Origin of the sequence: Methanosarcina sp. (assembly GCF_028693135.1) — an archaeon.
In the GTDB taxonomy this organism is placed as follows: domain Archaea; phylum Halobacteriota; class Methanosarcinia; order Methanosarcinales; family Methanosarcinaceae; genus Methanosarcina.
The window spans coordinates 1-14,612 of the sequence record NZ_JAQUVZ010000008.1 but is presented as its reverse complement, the minus strand read 5'-3'; the positions used below and the strand labels follow the sequence as shown (position 1 = coordinate 14,612).

Annotated in this window: 16 protein-coding genes and 1 pseudogene; 14 read left to right on the top strand and 3 right to left on the bottom strand. The window is 42.5% G+C overall.

The genetic code is table 11. The annotated features are described in order from the left end of the window. Positions 1-641 precede the first annotated feature (641 nt). The 3 genes from PHF18_RS05660 (at position 642) to PHF18_RS05650 (ending at position 1,693) form a co-directional block, all read left to right on the top strand. Positions 642-1,013 carry a hypothetical protein gene (locus PHF18_RS05660; protein ID WP_300099538.1) on the top strand — a complete coding sequence of 124 codons (372 nt, stop codon included), beginning with the start codon at positions 642-644 and terminating at the stop codon, positions 1,011-1,013. 108 nt (positions 1,014-1,121) lie between these two features. Then, the gene (locus tag PHF18_RS05655; protein ID WP_300099535.1) at positions 1,122-1,367 is read left to right on the top strand and encodes a DUF5683 domain-containing protein; all 246 of its coding nucleotides are present in this window, start codon (positions 1,122-1,124) and stop codon (positions 1,365-1,367) included. Positions 1,368-1,471: 104 nt separating this feature from the next. Then, the gene (locus PHF18_RS05650; protein ID WP_300099532.1) at positions 1,472-1,693 is read left to right on the top strand and encodes a hypothetical protein; all 222 of its coding nucleotides are present in this window, start codon (positions 1,472-1,474) and stop codon (positions 1,691-1,693) included. Between the two features lie 147 nt (positions 1,694-1,840). On the opposite strand, the pseudogene PHF18_RS05645 reads toward PHF18_RS05650, so the two are convergent. Next, positions 1,841-1,960, bottom strand: a pseudogene (locus PHF18_RS05645) (IS1 family transposase); the annotation flags it as partial. A gap of 519 nt (positions 1,961-2,479) precedes the next feature. On the opposite strand from PHF18_RS05645, the gene PHF18_RS05640 reads away from it, so the two are divergent. From PHF18_RS05640 to cysS, 4 genes are all read left to right on the top strand, one after another. Next, complete coding sequence (locus PHF18_RS05640) at positions 2,480-4,498, top strand: cation:proton antiporter (protein ID WP_300099529.1); 2,019 nt, start codon at positions 2,480-2,482, stop codon at positions 4,496-4,498. A gap of 100 nt (positions 4,499-4,598) precedes the next feature. After that, on the top strand, positions 4,599-5,192 hold the full coding sequence (locus tag PHF18_RS05635) for a Maf family nucleotide pyrophosphatase (protein ID WP_300099526.1): 594 nt from the start codon (positions 4,599-4,601) through the stop codon (positions 5,190-5,192). Next, on the top strand, positions 5,173-5,301 hold the full coding sequence (locus PHF18_RS05630) for a hypothetical protein (protein WP_300099523.1): 129 nt from the start codon (positions 5,173-5,175) through the stop codon (positions 5,299-5,301). The genes PHF18_RS05635 and PHF18_RS05630 overlap by 20 nt, the downstream gene beginning before the upstream one ends. 158 nt (positions 5,302-5,459) lie before the next feature. Then, positions 5,460-6,881 carry a cysteine--tRNA ligase gene (gene cysS / locus PHF18_RS05625; protein ID WP_300099520.1) on the top strand — a complete coding sequence of 474 codons (1,422 nt, stop codon included), beginning with the start codon at positions 5,460-5,462 and terminating at the stop codon, positions 6,879-6,881. Positions 6,882-7,136: 255 nt separating this feature from the next. Here cysS and PHF18_RS05620 read toward each other — a convergent pair whose 3' ends face one another. Continuing rightward, positions 7,137-7,988: a winged helix-turn-helix domain-containing protein gene (locus PHF18_RS05620; RefSeq protein WP_300099517.1), complete on the bottom strand. Its 852-nt coding sequence runs from the start codon at positions 7,986-7,988 to the stop codon at positions 7,137-7,139. 189 nt (positions 7,989-8,177) lie between these two features. Here PHF18_RS05620 and PHF18_RS05615 point away from each other — a divergent pair, with 189 nt between their 5' ends. The 7 genes from PHF18_RS05615 to PHF18_RS05585 all read left to right on the top strand — a co-directional run bounded on the left by PHF18_RS05615 (position 8,178) and on the right by PHF18_RS05585 (position 12,630). Further along, a complete protein-coding gene (locus PHF18_RS05615) occupies positions 8,178-8,303 on the top strand; it encodes a hypothetical protein (RefSeq protein ID WP_300099514.1) in 126 nt (41 codons plus the stop codon). Between the two features lie 504 nt (positions 8,304-8,807). Beyond that, positions 8,808-9,725 (top strand): S16 family serine protease, encoded by a 918-nt coding sequence (locus PHF18_RS05610; RefSeq protein ID WP_300099511.1) that lies wholly within the window; start codon positions 8,808-8,810, stop codon positions 9,723-9,725. Positions 9,726-9,999: 274 nt separating this feature from the next. Then, positions 10,000-10,167 carry a hypothetical protein gene (locus tag PHF18_RS05605; protein ID WP_300099508.1) on the top strand — a complete coding sequence of 56 codons (168 nt, stop codon included), beginning with the start codon at positions 10,000-10,002 and terminating at the stop codon, positions 10,165-10,167. A gap of 141 nt (positions 10,168-10,308) precedes the next feature. After that, positions 10,309-10,791 carry a hypothetical protein gene (locus PHF18_RS05600; protein ID WP_300099505.1) on the top strand — a complete coding sequence of 161 codons (483 nt, stop codon included), beginning with the start codon at positions 10,309-10,311 and terminating at the stop codon, positions 10,789-10,791. 220 nt (positions 10,792-11,011) lie between these two features. Continuing rightward, positions 11,012-11,227: a hypothetical protein gene (locus tag PHF18_RS05595; RefSeq protein WP_300099784.1), complete on the top strand. Its 216-nt coding sequence runs from the start codon at positions 11,012-11,014 to the stop codon at positions 11,225-11,227. A 70-nt stretch (positions 11,228-11,297) separates the two neighbouring features. Next, positions 11,298-11,591, top strand: coding sequence for a helix-turn-helix domain-containing protein (locus PHF18_RS05590; RefSeq protein WP_048126634.1), 294 nt, complete (start codon positions 11,298-11,300; stop codon positions 11,589-11,591). Between the two features lie 181 nt (positions 11,592-11,772). Then, the gene (locus PHF18_RS05585) at positions 11,773-12,630 is read left to right on the top strand and encodes a nicotianamine synthase family protein (protein WP_300099500.1); all 858 of its coding nucleotides are present in this window, start codon (positions 11,773-11,775) and stop codon (positions 12,628-12,630) included. 403 nt (positions 12,631-13,033) lie between these two features. On the opposite strand, the gene PHF18_RS05580 is transcribed toward PHF18_RS05585, so the two are convergent. Next, on the bottom strand, positions 13,034-14,612 hold a 1,579-nt coding region (locus tag PHF18_RS05580), incomplete at its 5' end, for a beta-propeller fold lactonase family protein (RefSeq protein WP_300099497.1).

The window sequence follows — 14,612 nt, the reverse complement described above, 5'->3', positions numbered from 1 at the left end:
AAAACAATTGGCTGGAGAACACTGTGAACCCGCATGCTCTGTCATGAACCCTTCACGAACCCCAACAGAAAAATAGCTCCCCCAATTTGGGCGCTAGCCGACCATATCTGAAGCTAAAGCGGGTTTCAGGAAAACGGGCACATTACCTTCAAGACTCACGAATACGGAATACATAAAATGGCAAAACTTAATGGCAAAAAGCCTGAAAAAGGTAGAGTGACAAAATAGTCCAAAAAGCATAAAACCTCCATAAAAGGATCTGCGGTACGGTTTTGAGGGAAACCTTACTGCGATTCCTTTGCTTTTCAAATCATTTTGTCCGATTAGCTTACTTATTTCTGTTTTTCTTATTCCAATTTCTTTACTTTGGCTTTTTTACTTCAGGTCTGTTTACCCGTGTCGAAATATAATTTTGGGTTGTGAACTACCCCCACCTGTCTCTTCGCTTCGAGGAAGGGGACTTTTCACTGTGCCTCCGCACTCCCCCAGGTTAAAAATGAATTCCATGATCTATTTGAACTTTTTTTCGGGTTATTTAAAATATTTATTGATGTTCTGAATTCAGAGTTCGGAACCTGGGTTATTTGGAACTACCGGTTTATAGAAATAGTTTATATATATCCACTTTCTAAACTAAATCTATGGAAGAGGGCAAGATTAAGAACACGATAACAAAGAGTTTCGAACTTCAGGACTACTGGATAAAAGAAACAGAACTTTCCGGATTCTGGGCAGATCTGCTCAGCAAAGAAGAACTGACGGTTGAGGTAAATTACAGGCCTGAAAACAAAAAAATTTTCAGCCCGGCAGAAACAGAAACTCTTATCCGCGAAATCTGCGGGAAATGCGACAGTTTTGAGGCCCAGCTTCCCGAAAATATAAAATGTGAAGTCACCTTTAAAGACTTCGGGGGAAAGGTCTATAAAACCGACCAGCCTGATTTTGGACTGCAACCAGGGGAAATAGACGAAGTTAAGGTTGCTTACCGCTTCTATGTAGCTTATTATGTTTAGTCAAGTTTAACAGTTAACCACAGACTCTATCAACCGGCAAGAATATTATCCTACCAAAATATCACCCAGCCAAAAAACCAAACAAAAACAGGTAAAGGAGCGTGAAAAATGCCTCAACCAGGGAAAAACCCAGGTATTGCTGCAGTATTGTCATTCTTCATCCCAGGCCTCGGGCAGATCTATAACGGTCAGATCATGAAAGGGATTAGCTTTATCATTCTTGCCTCGGTTTTCGGCTTCCTGACAGTAGTTTTAATCGGGTACATCCTCTATCCGCTGTTCTGGATCTACAACCTTTATGATGCCTACAATACTGCCAGGGAAATTAATGAGAGATATGGTGGATACTATTAAGTATAGAGGATATTACTGAAATAAACTTTCAGGAAGACGATTTTCTTCCATTTCTCAGAAACTGACAAATAGAACTCTCACCAACTTATTAATGGTGATCGGGAATGACCGTCGAACCTGAGATTCCTTACAGCGCTTATGATCCCATGATGAACACGATACTCATTTTTTTGCTGATTTCATTTGTTGCTCTACTGTTGATTTTTATTTCTACAAAGAAAGTCACAAAAAAAATGCGTGAAGAAAGAGATAAAGCCGAAGCCGAAAGAATTGCCCGGCAGATTGCGGAGAAAAAAAGACTTAAAGAGCTGATGGAGGAAAAATAAGGAAACTAACCGATTTCCTGGGACAGAAATGGAGTAAAAGATAAAAGCCCTTTATTCTGTGAAAGCGTATCCGATTTAAAAAATTAAAATTAATTCCTTATTCCTTTCAAATTCCTTATTTCTTTTTTTGCTTTCGGTCGTTCGTCGTTATCCAATTGATATTTTGAAACACTTCAATGTTAGAAGGTCTCGTAGTGTCCACTTTGAATCTGTAATCCCGCATTCTTTCGCAGGTGTATTTTTACATTCAATGCCTCTTTCATCTTTATTGATTCAAAAGAGCTACTTTATAAAAATCAAGTCCATCTATAACATATATAAACCTTGTAGATAGCATCGCGTTGATCCTCAAGGATTAATGATTCTGAATAGTGGTAACCGAATTGATACGATATTTTACCATGAAGTGACAACAGGGTGACCAAATTATAATAAGCTCAAACACAGACCTTTATATTTTTTCTGTGCCCAAACAGCTCTAATTAATTGGCTTATATTCTCTTTATTTAAACTTGATTGCTACACATTTTCTTTTTTAATTTCGTCTGCCAATAAGATAATCATATCTATTTTAGATCTCCCAGGTTCCACCGAAACTACTATATCTCTTGATAAATATTTGATCCTTTAGAGAGATCTATTTGAGGCGGTAGGGGATAAGCATTTCATATATTCCTGGGCTATCTGCTCTCATTTAAGATTCCAAACTCATTTAAAATTCTAAAAACTTTAATAAGTAGGACGTTTTAAATATCTTTGTTCTTATTTCCGGGGGCACAAAACGAAATGGAATTCTCTGTACTGGCAAATGTTGACGTCATTCTTGGCTTTGCTATCTTCATCCTTACCATATTTTACAAATTTGAAGTCCCTTCTGTACTGGGCTTTTTTGTAACCGGAATGCTGATAGGGCCGTATGGGCTTGATATTCTGAGCGGCGGGCAGAACATGGAGTTGAATGCCGAACTTGGCATCATTTTCCTGCTTTTTACTATCGGAGTCGACCTTTCCTTAAAAGAACTCTGGAAGATGAAAACGGCCGTAATGGCAGGAGGATTTCTCCAGATTCTCTTTACAACAGCTCTTGCCCTCATTGTCTGCACAGGACTGGGGTTTAGTCCTGCTACATCTGTTTTTATAGGGTTCCTGATCTCGCTTAGCAGTACCGCAATAGTGCTTAAAGTCCTTCAGGATAGAAATGAAGTCTATACTCCACATGGAAAAACCTCACTTGCAATTCTGATATTTCAAGACCTCGCTATCGTACCTCTTATTCTGATAACTCCTATGCTTGCAGGAAGTTCTGTGAGTTTTGAGGGGGCACTTCCGAATATTTTCTTCAAAGGCTCCCTGATTATTCTAGTTTTTATCCTGAGTGCCAAGTTTCTTGTCCCCTATATATTTTACCATGTAGGTAAGACAGGCAGCAAACAACTTTTCTTCGTCAGTGTTGTTTTTATCTGCTTATCAGCATCTATCTTTACCTCAAGCATAGGGTTGTCTCTAGCTCTTGGAGCCTTTTTAGCCGGGATTGTAATCTCAGGATCTCAATACAGCCATCAAGCAATGGGTAATATCCTGCCTTTGAAAGACATGTTTATGAGCTTTTTTTTCGTGTCTATAGGCACGCTTCTTGATATCGGTTATCTGCTTGATCACCTTCCTCTTCTTATTCTTGCAACGATCACTCTCATTGTCATAAAATTAATAGCCGGAGCGGGTGTAACTTTCCTTCTTGGGTCTCCTCTCCGCACAACTATACTTACCGGGCTTGCACTGTCTCAGGTAGGAGAATTCTCTTTTGTCCTTTCCAGGCTGGGACTTGAATATTCTCTCCTGACAAAGGAAACCTATCAGGCGTTTCTGGCAGTCTCCATCATTACTATGGGAGTTACACCCTTTGTGATCAATGCTTCTTACAGACCTGCTGAGTTCATTGTCAAAACGGCTTCAAGCACGGCTTTTGGTATGAAACTGGTACAGGGCATTTATTCGGAGCCCCTTGATGCTGAAGAACAGGCCGATCCTCAGCTAACAGACCACCTTATAATAGTAGGGTTTGGCTTTTCCGGAAAGACAGTCTCGAAGGCTGCAAAAGCCGCAGGTATTCCCTATATTATTATTGAAATGAACCCTGAAACCGTGAAACAGGAGAAAACAAAAGGGGAAAAAATACAGTATGGAGACGCAACCTTCGGGGCTGTCCTGGAACATACGGGAATAAAGAATGCAAGAGTCCTGGTAATTGGCATATCTGACGCAGCTGTTACAATGAAAATTGTAGAGAAGGCAAAGGAGCTGAACCCCAACATCTGCGTCATTGCAAAGGTCCACGACCTGCAGGAAATGAAACGGCTCAATGCCCTGGGGGCGGACGAAATAATCCCTGAAGAATACGAAACCTCAGTAGAGATCTTTGTCCGCCTGCTTGAAAAGTATCTTGTCCCGAGGGAAGATATTGAAAAAATGGTAAATGATGTGCGAGCTCACGGTTACAGGAGACTGCGAAAACCGGTCGTTGATCCTGGCATTGACAGCGGGTTCAGCATAAAGGACGGGCTTCCGGGAATCGATATTCAGGTCCTCAAAGTAGGCAAAGGTTCTGATTTCGATGAAAAAACCCTTGCAGATCTGGAATTCCGGAAAAAGCATGGAGTAACCGTAATCTCGGTCCGCAGGAGCTCGGATATGTTCTATACTCCGAATGGGGACTTCCTTCTTCAGGCAAATGATGCCTGTATCCTCCTGGGAAAACCAGAGGAACTGTATGACGTAAGAAAATTCTTTGAAAGTGTCCGGGAATAACCGGCACTCTCCTATTATTTTACTTTTTCCCCTGCAATTTCCATCTAATTTTTCTTTTTCCATACATACAAATATATCGTATCCATCCAGACTTTTCCCCATGCGCAGGATAATTCTCGCGTCTGCATCCCCAAGGAGAAAAGAACTGCTTAAACAGCTGATAGGAGACAATTTTGTTGTTTTCCCAAGTTCTTATGAAGAACCTCCTCATCCGGGGCTGAACCCTGAAGAGCTGCTTCTGAAGCACTCTGTCGAGAAAGCCAGGGATGTGGCAAAACACTTCGATTCCGGGATTGTAATCTCTGCTGATACGTCGGTGCTCTATAATGGAGAAATTCTGGGAAAACCGCACCTGCCGGAAAAAGCTGAAGAAATGCTGAAAAAGTTAAGCGGGAGGAAGATTCAGGTTATAACCGGACTCACGGTCCTGGACCTTGACAGCGCGCAGGAAATCAGTGAATCTGAATCAACAAATGTCTGGATGGCTAAAATAGGCAAAGAACAGATTTCAGCTTATGTCAGGACAGGAGAGCCACTGGATAAAGCAGGGGCTTTTGCAGCTCAGGGAAAAGGGGCGGTGCTGGTGGAAAAAGTGGAAGGTGATTTTTTTAATGCGGTTGGGCTTCCTCTTTTTCGGCTGGGAAAAATTCTGGAAAGGCTTGGGGTGTCGGTGTTTGAAGAAGGCTTTTCCTGACTCTTCTTTCCTGCTCGGAGATTCAGGCTCTATTATTCAGGGGGATGTGCCAGTAGCTGCAAAAGTAATAAAGCAATTAGAAGTAATAGTAACAGATAGGGCTGATTAACTGAGAAATGAGTAATAATTTACTAAGAAGTGAGTAATAAATTTACTAAGAAGTGAGTGATATGACTTATTAACAGGAAATAAAATGTGTTGAACCAAGTGTTGAACCGTATTTTTAACATATGCTCTGAGGCACTTAAATAACCAGAGGCGTTCCGAATGCTGCAAGTCTACAATACCCTGACAAGAGAAAAAGAGATCTTCAAACCTGTAAAGGAAGGTGAGGTTTCGATTTATGCCTGCGGGCCTACGGTCTACAATATGCCCCACATAGGAAACTATCGGACCTTTCTGATGACGGACAATATCGTGCGGACCCTCGAATACCTCGGGTATAGGGTAAAACTCGTAATGAACATTACGGACATCGATGACAAAACTATAAGGGACTCAAAAGCAGCAGGTATATCTCTTAAGGACTTTACGGATAAATACACGGCAGAATTCTTCAAAGGCCTTGATATGCTGAACATAAAGCGGGCTTTTGCATATCCAAGGGCTACGGAAAACGTTGACGGCATGATCGAACTTGCACGGAAACTGATCGAAAAAGGGCTGGCTTATGAAAAAGACGGTTCGGTCTATTACAGGATTTCGGGATTTCCAGATTACGGCAAGCTTTCAAAGATCGATTTTGATAATATCATGATTGGTGCGTCTGTGGATGTGGACGAGTATGATAAAGACAACCCAAGGGATTTTGCTCTCCTGAAAGCCTCAACACCTGAGGAAATCGAAAGGGGGATCTGTTATGAAAGCCCCTGGGGAAAAATCCGTCCTGGCTGGCATATTGAATGCTCGGTAATGGCAATGAACAGTTTCGGTCCGACCCTGGACATCCATACCGGAGGCGTGGACCTGATCTTCCCCCACCATGAAAACGAGATCGCCCAGTCCGAAGGTGCAACCGGAAAGCCCTTCGTATGCACCTGGGTTCATGGAGAGCACCTTATAGTTGAAGGGGCGAAGATGAGCAAGTCCCTGGGAAACGTTTTCACCTTGCCCGAGGTAGTTGAGAAGTACGGGGGTGAGGTTGTACGTTTCATGTTTCTTTCAGTGCACTACCGGAAAAAGCTGGACTATTCCGGAGCCTTTGCCGAAAATGCAAAAAACAATTATATGAGGCTTAAAGAGGCCCTCGATAACCTCGAATTCGCTCTGAAGAATGCGGGAGATGAGTCATCACCCGGTGATTTAGAGACCCTTGAGTCCCTTCCGGAACTTGAAACTCAGTTCAGGCAAGCCCTTGAAGACGATTTCAACACCCCTAAAGCCCTGACCGTTTTCAGGGAACTTTCACGCATATCCAACTTATACCTTGAAGCCGGAAAAAACAGGGAAGTTCTGAAAAAAGTTTACTCCTTCTACAGGCAGTTTTCGGATGTCCTGGGCCTTTTTACAAATGCAGGCAAAGAGGAAATCCCGGAAGAAGTTGTTAGACTTGTGGAGGAACGCGAGGCTGCCCGAAAAAATAAAGACTGGGAAACTTCCGATGCCCTCAGGGAGAAAATAAAGGCACTGGGTTATGTCATACAGGACAAAAAAGAAGGGCCGAACGTAAAGAAAGCCGAAGAGAGTTAAAATGCATAGGGATTCGAACGTAAAGAAAGCTGAAGAGAGTTAAAATGCATAGGAATTGAAAGGAAATTCATAGGAATTGAAAGGAAATGCATAGGAATTGAAAGGAAATGCATAGGTATTGAAAGGAAATGCATAGGAATTGAAAGAAAAAGCACAGGGATGAAAGGGTTTGAACGTATTATGAATAAACCGGGAATAGCCTACATCCCTGAATACTTTGCTTTTTTACTTTCCTGTTCGGCTCCGGGAAAAGAGTCAAATCTGAATTTCTTCTTTTTCCCCGGGTGTTTTTTCGGCAGAGATCTGCAGTGGGGAATATTGAAGTGAGGAATATAATTCGTTTAAGCTCTGCAGAATTTTGAACCCTTTTTCCGTAATCATATAGTCCCCTCTTTCGTGCTGCTGCAGGATCAGTCCGCTGTCCATAAGCTTCTGCAGGTGGAAAAGCAGGTTTCCGCCTCTAAGGCCTGTGATTTCGGAAAAGGCTGAGAAGCTTTTTGTCTCAAAAGCCACAGCCCTCAGGATTTCCAGGCGCTGGGGATTGGATACCGGTTCAAGGACATCTCTTATAAGTGCGCCGGTCTCAAGGGCTGAAATATCAGGCTTCTGTTCCTGATTGCCGGCATAAATCCTCATTGAGCGCATGAGGTTGACCTGTTTTGTGAAAAGGCTGGATACTTCGGAAAAACACTGCTCACATTTGCTGTAAGGGGCTCCAGATCTCAGTTCTTCGAGCTTTTCCCTGTTCCCCGAAAGGAGTGGATCATCCACTTTGCCCTGTTTTACAAGCCCTGCGTTCTTCTGAAGAAGAGCCGTAAAGGAAGACCTGCAGTTTTCTTTTTCGGGGCATTTTTTTACCATATTTCTTTCAAGTCCGCTATTGATATCTTCATAGAGGTGGCTGAGAATTGCATTTGAGTATTCCTGCCTTGAGCATTCCATAGCAGTTTCAAAGCGCAGCCTGTTCGAATATTCCATAACTTTCTTGATATCGTTATGCATATCACTAAGCTTGTCTCTGATAGCCTTTATTTCCGTCATTTCAGAATCTTCCGGGGCTTTCAGGCTTTCAGGGAAGGTTTCTTTTTTCCTGCCGCTATCTTTCATATTATTTATATATTCTGGCTTTATTTAAAAAGTTTCTGTTAAGACTCTGAAGGTCATAGGGCTATATGAACTCTTTCAGGGCACTGGAGTGCATTTAGTATATTTTGATGCAGATTAAGTATAAATGAATGACTGGCTTATTATTAATGGCATAAATGCCAAGGATTGGAAGTGGGAGGTGAGTGAAATATGGTAAAGTGTGGAATTTGTGGAGGGGAAGCCCCTAAACAGCCCTGTATAACTGAAGAAGGAAACTGCGACCTCTGCGGTAAAAAGGTTGCTCTTGCAGAAGAACAGGAAAAGAAGAAACAGTGAGAAATGAATGGTAAGAATACCATTTAAATAAATACACACCACTCAAAAAAAAGATTTACGGCAGTAAATGCCCTTCAAAAACAGGGTAATTACTGCTCTCTCTTTTTTAAAAAATGAATATCTAAAATACAACGTTTCTCTGTTTTTAATTGTTTTATCTCCAATCTCGGACAAGAGACAAACTACGGAAGATAGCAACATCTGATTTATATAATTAATTATTTATCTAATTATTTACTATTTTATATATCTTATTCTCACTCTATCTGGGTCGTAAAGGAAACAGATCTGAAAGTAACACTGATGTGGAAGCACGACGGGAAAGACAGCGGGTAAATATAAAGCAAGGCAAGGAACAATATGTGGAAGAATGTGATGTGAAACAAGGGTTATACTCCTGGTAGACCAGCCATACGAGCCAAAAACCGGTTCTGGATAACTTTCCTGATAAGTTTCGGTCTTAAGGAAGAAATAAGTACCAGCCGAGGCAAAATAATTCGTTATATGAAATCCAAACTCCTTACTTTTCTCCTGGTCCTTTCTCTTGTTGCAAACGCTTATTTTGTCTGGTTCCAGCCCACGCCTCCCGGGAGCGAGCAGATCCAGGAAATGCAGGCCAGTATAAATTCCCTTGAGAGGGAAAATGAAAAGCTTAAAGCCCAAACTCTTCAGGATACCGGTTCCCTGCAGTCTTATGCTTCTCAGATAGAGTTCTATCGTGAAAAAGTTTTTAAACTAGAATCTGATCTTCAGGCGTGCCCCGCCGGCAGGGAAGGTTTTGCCACTCTTCAGGGCCCTGCTGTCTTCCAGAAAATCGAAACCGAGCAAACAGGCCCCCTTGTCCGGGAATCAATCTCCGAAGAAGGCACCCTTATCAACATCTCGGCTGAGATCCAGCCTGGAAAAGGCCGTGTGCTTGTCCAGACAACTCCCCTCATGGGTATAGTCTTCCAGGATGCCGCAAATACCGCGGTTTTCGTTGCCCAGAACAAGACAGGAATCCCCCTCTCGGGCAGTGACACTATCTTCAGCATTACTGCGAAAGATGAAATTCCCGGCGTCGACGGACCCAGTGCAGGTGCCCTCATGACCCTTCTGATGATTTCTGCTCTCTCAGGCACCGAACTTAATGACAGTATAACCCTTACAGGCACCATTGACCAGAAAGGTAACGTTGGGCCTATCAGTGGTGTCCTCGAAAAAGCCAGAGCCTCAAAAACCGGAGGTAAAACCCTCTTCCTTCTTCCCGAGGAAAACAGTGAACTTGTAATTTACAGGTTCGTAGAACGAAAATATGGAGGCTTTACCGTCATCCAAAGAGTAGAGGAAGTCGTGGATGCCGAAGAATATCTCGAAGAAAATGTCGGAATCGACATCGAGTATGTGAATACTATTGATGACGTGCTGAAGTATGAGAAATAAAATTGAATGAGAAATAAAATTGAATGAGAAATAAAATTGAATGAGAAATAAAATCAAGGCTGTCTTACGGTTTTGATTACTAACAAAGTTTGAAACAGGGATTTTTTCATCTCCCTGTAATTTACCTTTTAACGGTTTTCATGGGATATTTTACATCCCCTACTTCTATGCCCTCAGTGATCAGATAGGGGCCAACATTTCAGGCATGCTCTTCCTCAAACGTACTGAAGGGTCGTGAAAAGCCGGTTTTTCCAGATATGTCCACCATCCGGTCATGCTGGCAAGTCTTTTTGTAATCATAATTGTTCCTATCGGACTGCTCGGAGTAAGAGTTATGGGTTTCAGCCCGACAACTCAGACCTATACCGCCCTTGAGACAATTGCTGCAAATCTCTGCTGGATCCCACCGCTTGTAGGATGGCTAAATGAGAAGTACCGCTAAATTTCTGGAAAAAACAGCAGTAGTGACCAAAAGCTATTTATTATTTTATGGATACATATGTAGTATAACCACTACATATGGTGTAAATGACCATCTTTAAAGCAAATATAAACAAAAAGTAAAAATTGAAGGTGAAATAAAATGAAGAAAAGTATAATAGCAATTCTCCTGGCCACACTGCTGATAGGTACATTCGGAGCAGCAGTTGTCAGTGCAGTAGCTTCAGATGATACAAGAGCAAACTACGGCCCCGGGTTCATGCAAAGATGGGCTGCCAGATCTACAGACTCTGGTGCAGACAACTTCGCTGCTTGCCCTTACTACAATGCAGATGGACCCGTAGAACTCCAAGTCAAGACAGTAGATGAGGCTTTTGAAATCGCAGAGGATGAGATTGATGCCGACATCTCCAAAGACAACATATATCAGATGAACCGCTGGTGGATTGTCTCCTATGAGGACAAAGACGGAGTCTACACGCAGGCAAGAATCGACGCAGTAACTGGTGATGTGTTTACCGGATACGATGTTCCTGCAGGAGCTCAGACCTGTGGAAGGTTTGCCCGTGGTTCCGGATACGCTCGCGGACACGGACACGGATACTGCATGGGATATGGCAACTAAATTCCGACCATAAACCATCCTTTTTTTATTTGTTTCAATTCCTCGGGTTAATTATTCAGGTTTTTATTTTGATATTAGACCCCCTCTACCGGGTATTTTTTATATTTATAATTGAAATCAGTATAATGAGGAAGAATAGATAGAATAAGGAAAACAAAGATGACAAAACGGATAAAAAACGGATAAAACAAAAAAAGCTGGTTTTCTCGAGGTGAACATTTTGAACGGTATGGGGTACGGCATGTATGGCTCTTTCTGGGGCTTTTTCCTGAACATTCTTATTATCCTTCTCATTGTGGGTGCAGTAGTGGTGCTTCTGAACAGGTCAGGGTACCAGGCACCTGCAAGTAATGAAAAGCTTGTGAAGATCGAAAAAGACATTGAAGATATCAAAAAAACAGTGGAAGAAATAAAGTCAAAGCTGGAAGAAATCTAAACTTTAATACGGGAAGAGAAGTTTAAGGAATGTTTCAGATCCTTAATCAGAAAATTCGAAGGTATTCCGGATGACAAAATCACTTCAACAAATTGTGGATATAGGCGAGGCCCTCTCCCACCCGCTCCGATTAAAGCTTCTTTATCTGCTGGCTGAAAGGGAGAGGTATGTGTATGAGCTTGCCAAGGATCTGGACCTCTCAAGGCAGGTAGTAAACCTGCATTTGAAGCGCCTGGAAAAAGCAGGATTTGTTGAAAGTGACCTCAGGCTCGAAGATGACGATATGCGAGCCAAGAAATTTTTTAAGTTGAAAGAGTTTGAGGTCTCCCTTTCTATGGAGGACCTGAAAAAGATTTTTGAATAACCGCCAGGTCTTTTTCCAATTGTCAGTTTTTTTTCAATCTTCATGTCTTTCCAAAGGTTTTTTTTTAAAATTGTTTGGTCTTTTACAGTTTCCAGAGCCAAAAGCAAGGGTATCTCAAGCTTGAGGGAATCTTCAATATGCATATATCCCATGACATCATAATATTCTTCAGGGAATTGGAATGGCTATTGAAGTTGACGAAAGCGTGGAGCTTTCACCTGAGATTGTTCTCGAAGACATTCTTGCTTTGCACCGGGATATAAGGGTACTGTCCAATGACGAAATACTTTACGGGCCGTTGGACCGACCAGGGAAACTTTTCCGGAAGCTGGATTCTTTAATCACTATGGACATTGAAGAGGATTCAGCCCTCAAACTTTTGCAAAAAAAGGAACTGGACCCGGTTTTTGCTGATTTGAGCAGGTTTAGAAGTCTGTACACCGTAAGGCTTGAAACTGAGCATGCAAATGAAATCCTTGAGAGTGATTCCCCCTGGGCTACTCTGGAAAAATTTCCCTTTTACGGAAATTATCTCAAGCTGGTCCACACGGAATCCGGAGGGCTCGGGCTTTCTCCCGGGGACAGGGTTGCCTTCCTTGGGAGTGGCCCGCTCCCCCTTACCCTGATAGTCTTTTTCAGGCAGCATGGGGTGAAAAGCATGGGGATAGAACAGGACTCCGGCCGGGCAAACCTGTCAAAAAAAGTGCTGGAAAAACTCGGGCTTTCCGAAGCTGTCACAATAATCAACGGAAACCATTTTTCACTGAATGGAGAGGGCTTTGCACTGAATCCGGATACAGGGATTAAAGCCCTGATGATAGCAGCTCAGGCCGAGCCCAAAAAAGAAATCCTTGAACATCTTTTAAAGGTAATGCCCGTCGGGAGCAGAATCTCGTGCAGGATTTACGAAAAAGGGTTAATGAAACTGTTGAACAGGAACTGCCTGCTTGATTTGCCGGAGGGCTTTGAGGAACATGAGAGAATCCAGCCGGAACCTCCTGTTTACAATACTGTCGTGTTTCTTGAGAAAAAAAGATAAAAGTCTCAGCAACCTGTGCTCTTTACAGGCTTGAATTTTTTCCCAAGGAATTGAATTATGTCATCAACTCTTCTTCCGGGACTTCAGCAGGGTCGTTTAAGTATAGTTCCCTGCTAGGATCAAAAGAGCCTGAAAGTTCCAAGTTGTTTTCGACGGCGTTAGTAAAGGTCCTGTTATAGCCTGCTTAATTCGATATGCCAAAAAGAAGACTCATTTTGAAAAAAAGCGATGATCTGGAGGTTTAAAAAAGACAACAGGGTGAGAGGGCACTCAATCCCCGACATACAGGTCAGGGTATTTGTGCTCCTCCACACTCCAGGGGCAGTAACAAAAAATAAGTTTAGTGTCCCTTAAACGTTACTTTTATACTGGTTTTCTGGTTCTGCTAAATAGTGTTGTTCCATCACCTGCCGGTACATACCCTGACTATATAAGTTTTTGAACTTGTACCGAATTTGTTGGTTACTTTTAGTTTAACAGTGTAGTTTCCTGCTTTTTTGTATATGTGCAGAGGGTTCTGCTTTGTTGAATATGTTCCGTCTCCAAAGTTCCAGGACCATTTAGTTGCATATTTCGAGCGGTCTGTGAACTGCACCGTATAGATGACCTTGCTGACAAAGTTTGCAACAGGGCGTGGTTTAATTATTGGAACAGGACAAACGCATTTCCCAACTGGGACAGGAGTTTTTCCCACAGGCACCGTGGATGTTACAATGTTTGTGGTTGTGTCAATTATGGTGACAGTATTACTGATAATATTCGTCACATACACGTATGTTCCCACGACTGAAATTCCAGCAGGATACCTGCCAACATTAACCGTGGATACAACGGTGTTTGTAGCTACGTTGATTATGGTGACAGTATTACTGATAATATTCGTCACATACACGTATGTTCCATCAGGGTGCATTGCAATTCCAGCAGGATAATCCCCAACATTAACCGTGGATACAACGGTGTTTGTAGCTACGTTGATTACAGACACAGTATTACTGATAATATTCGTCACATACACGTATGTCCCATCAGGGTGAAGTGCAATTCCTGAAGGATACTTGCCAACATTAACTGTGGCTGCAACAGTGTTTGTAGCTGCGTTGATTACAGACACAGTATTGCTGTTGATATTCGTCACATACACATATGTCCCATCAGGGTGCACTGCAATTCCGGAAGGATGATTCCCAACATTAACCGTGGATACAACGGTGTTTGTAGCTACGTTGATTACAGACACAGTATTACTGATAATATTTGTCACATACACGTATGTCCCAGCCGGGTTCACGGCAACTCCGGAAGGGTGATCCCCAACATCAACTGTGGCTGTAACATCGTTTGTAGCTGCATCAATTACAGAAACAGTGTTGTTGTTAACATTCGTCACATACACGTTTGTTCCCGCAGGATTTACCGCAAATCCTCCAGCATCGGGACCTACATCCACCCTGGTTGTAGTGTTTGTGGATTCATTAAGTACAGCGATCTCGCTACTGGTTCCTATTGTTGGCGGTACCAGGGTAACCGGTATAGTCTCGTTAGTTTCTGGTTCTGTAAAGTTGATTTCTGGTAACGTTAAGTTAGCTTCGAGTTCTGTTAAGTTAGCTTCGAGTTCTGTTAAGTTAGCTTCGAGTTCTGTTACGTTAGTTTCGGGTTCCGTTACGTTGGTTTCAGGTCCCGTTACGTTAGTATCAGGCTCCGTTACGTTGGTTTCAGGTCCCGTTACATTGGTTTCAGGTCCCGTTACATTGGTTTCAGGTCCCGTTACATTGGTTTCAGGTCCCGTTACATTGGTTTCAGGTCCCGTTACGTTGGTTTCAGGTCCCGTTACGTTAGTATCAGGCTCCGTTACATTGGTTTCAGGTCCCGTTACATTGGTTTCAGGTCCCGTTACGTTAGTATCAGGCTCCGTTACATTGGTTTCAGGTCCCATTACATTGGTTTCAGGTCCCGTTACATTAGTATCAGGCTCCGTTACA

Coding starts and splice junctions, on each gene's coding strand:
- PHF18_RS05590 (WP_048126634.1), top strand. CDS start 11,298: ATGACAAAATCACTTCAACAAATTGTGGATATAGGCGAGGCCCTCTCC.
- PHF18_RS05620 (WP_300099517.1), bottom strand. CDS start 7,988: ATGAAAGATAGCGGCAGGAAAAAAGAAACCTTCCCTGAAAGCCTGAAA.
- PHF18_RS05635 (WP_300099526.1), top strand. CDS start 4,599: ATGCGCAGGATAATTCTCGCGTCTGCATCCCCAAGGAGAAAAGAACTG.
- PHF18_RS05615 (WP_300099514.1), top strand. CDS start 8,178: ATGGTAAAGTGTGGAATTTGTGGAGGGGAAGCCCCTAAACAGCCCTGT.
- PHF18_RS05605 (WP_300099508.1), top strand. CDS start 10,000: ATGCTGGCAAGTCTTTTTGTAATCATAATTGTTCCTATCGGACTGCTC.
- cysS (WP_300099520.1), top strand. CDS start 5,460: ATGCTGCAAGTCTACAATACCCTGACAAGAGAAAAAGAGATCTTCAAA.
- PHF18_RS05650 (WP_300099532.1), top strand. CDS start 1,472: ATGACCGTCGAACCTGAGATTCCTTACAGCGCTTATGATCCCATGATG.
- PHF18_RS05640 (WP_300099529.1), top strand. CDS start 2,480: ATGGAATTCTCTGTACTGGCAAATGTTGACGTCATTCTTGGCTTTGCT.
- PHF18_RS05600 (WP_300099505.1), top strand. CDS start 10,309: ATGAAGAAAAGTATAATAGCAATTCTCCTGGCCACACTGCTGATAGGT.
- PHF18_RS05660 (WP_300099538.1), top strand. CDS start 642: ATGGAAGAGGGCAAGATTAAGAACACGATAACAAAGAGTTTCGAACTT.
- PHF18_RS05610 (WP_300099511.1), top strand. CDS start 8,808: ATGAAATCCAAACTCCTTACTTTTCTCCTGGTCCTTTCTCTTGTTGCA.
- PHF18_RS05585 (WP_300099500.1), top strand. CDS start 11,773: ATGGCTATTGAAGTTGACGAAAGCGTGGAGCTTTCACCTGAGATTGTT.
- PHF18_RS05655 (WP_300099535.1), top strand. CDS start 1,122: ATGCCTCAACCAGGGAAAAACCCAGGTATTGCTGCAGTATTGTCATTC.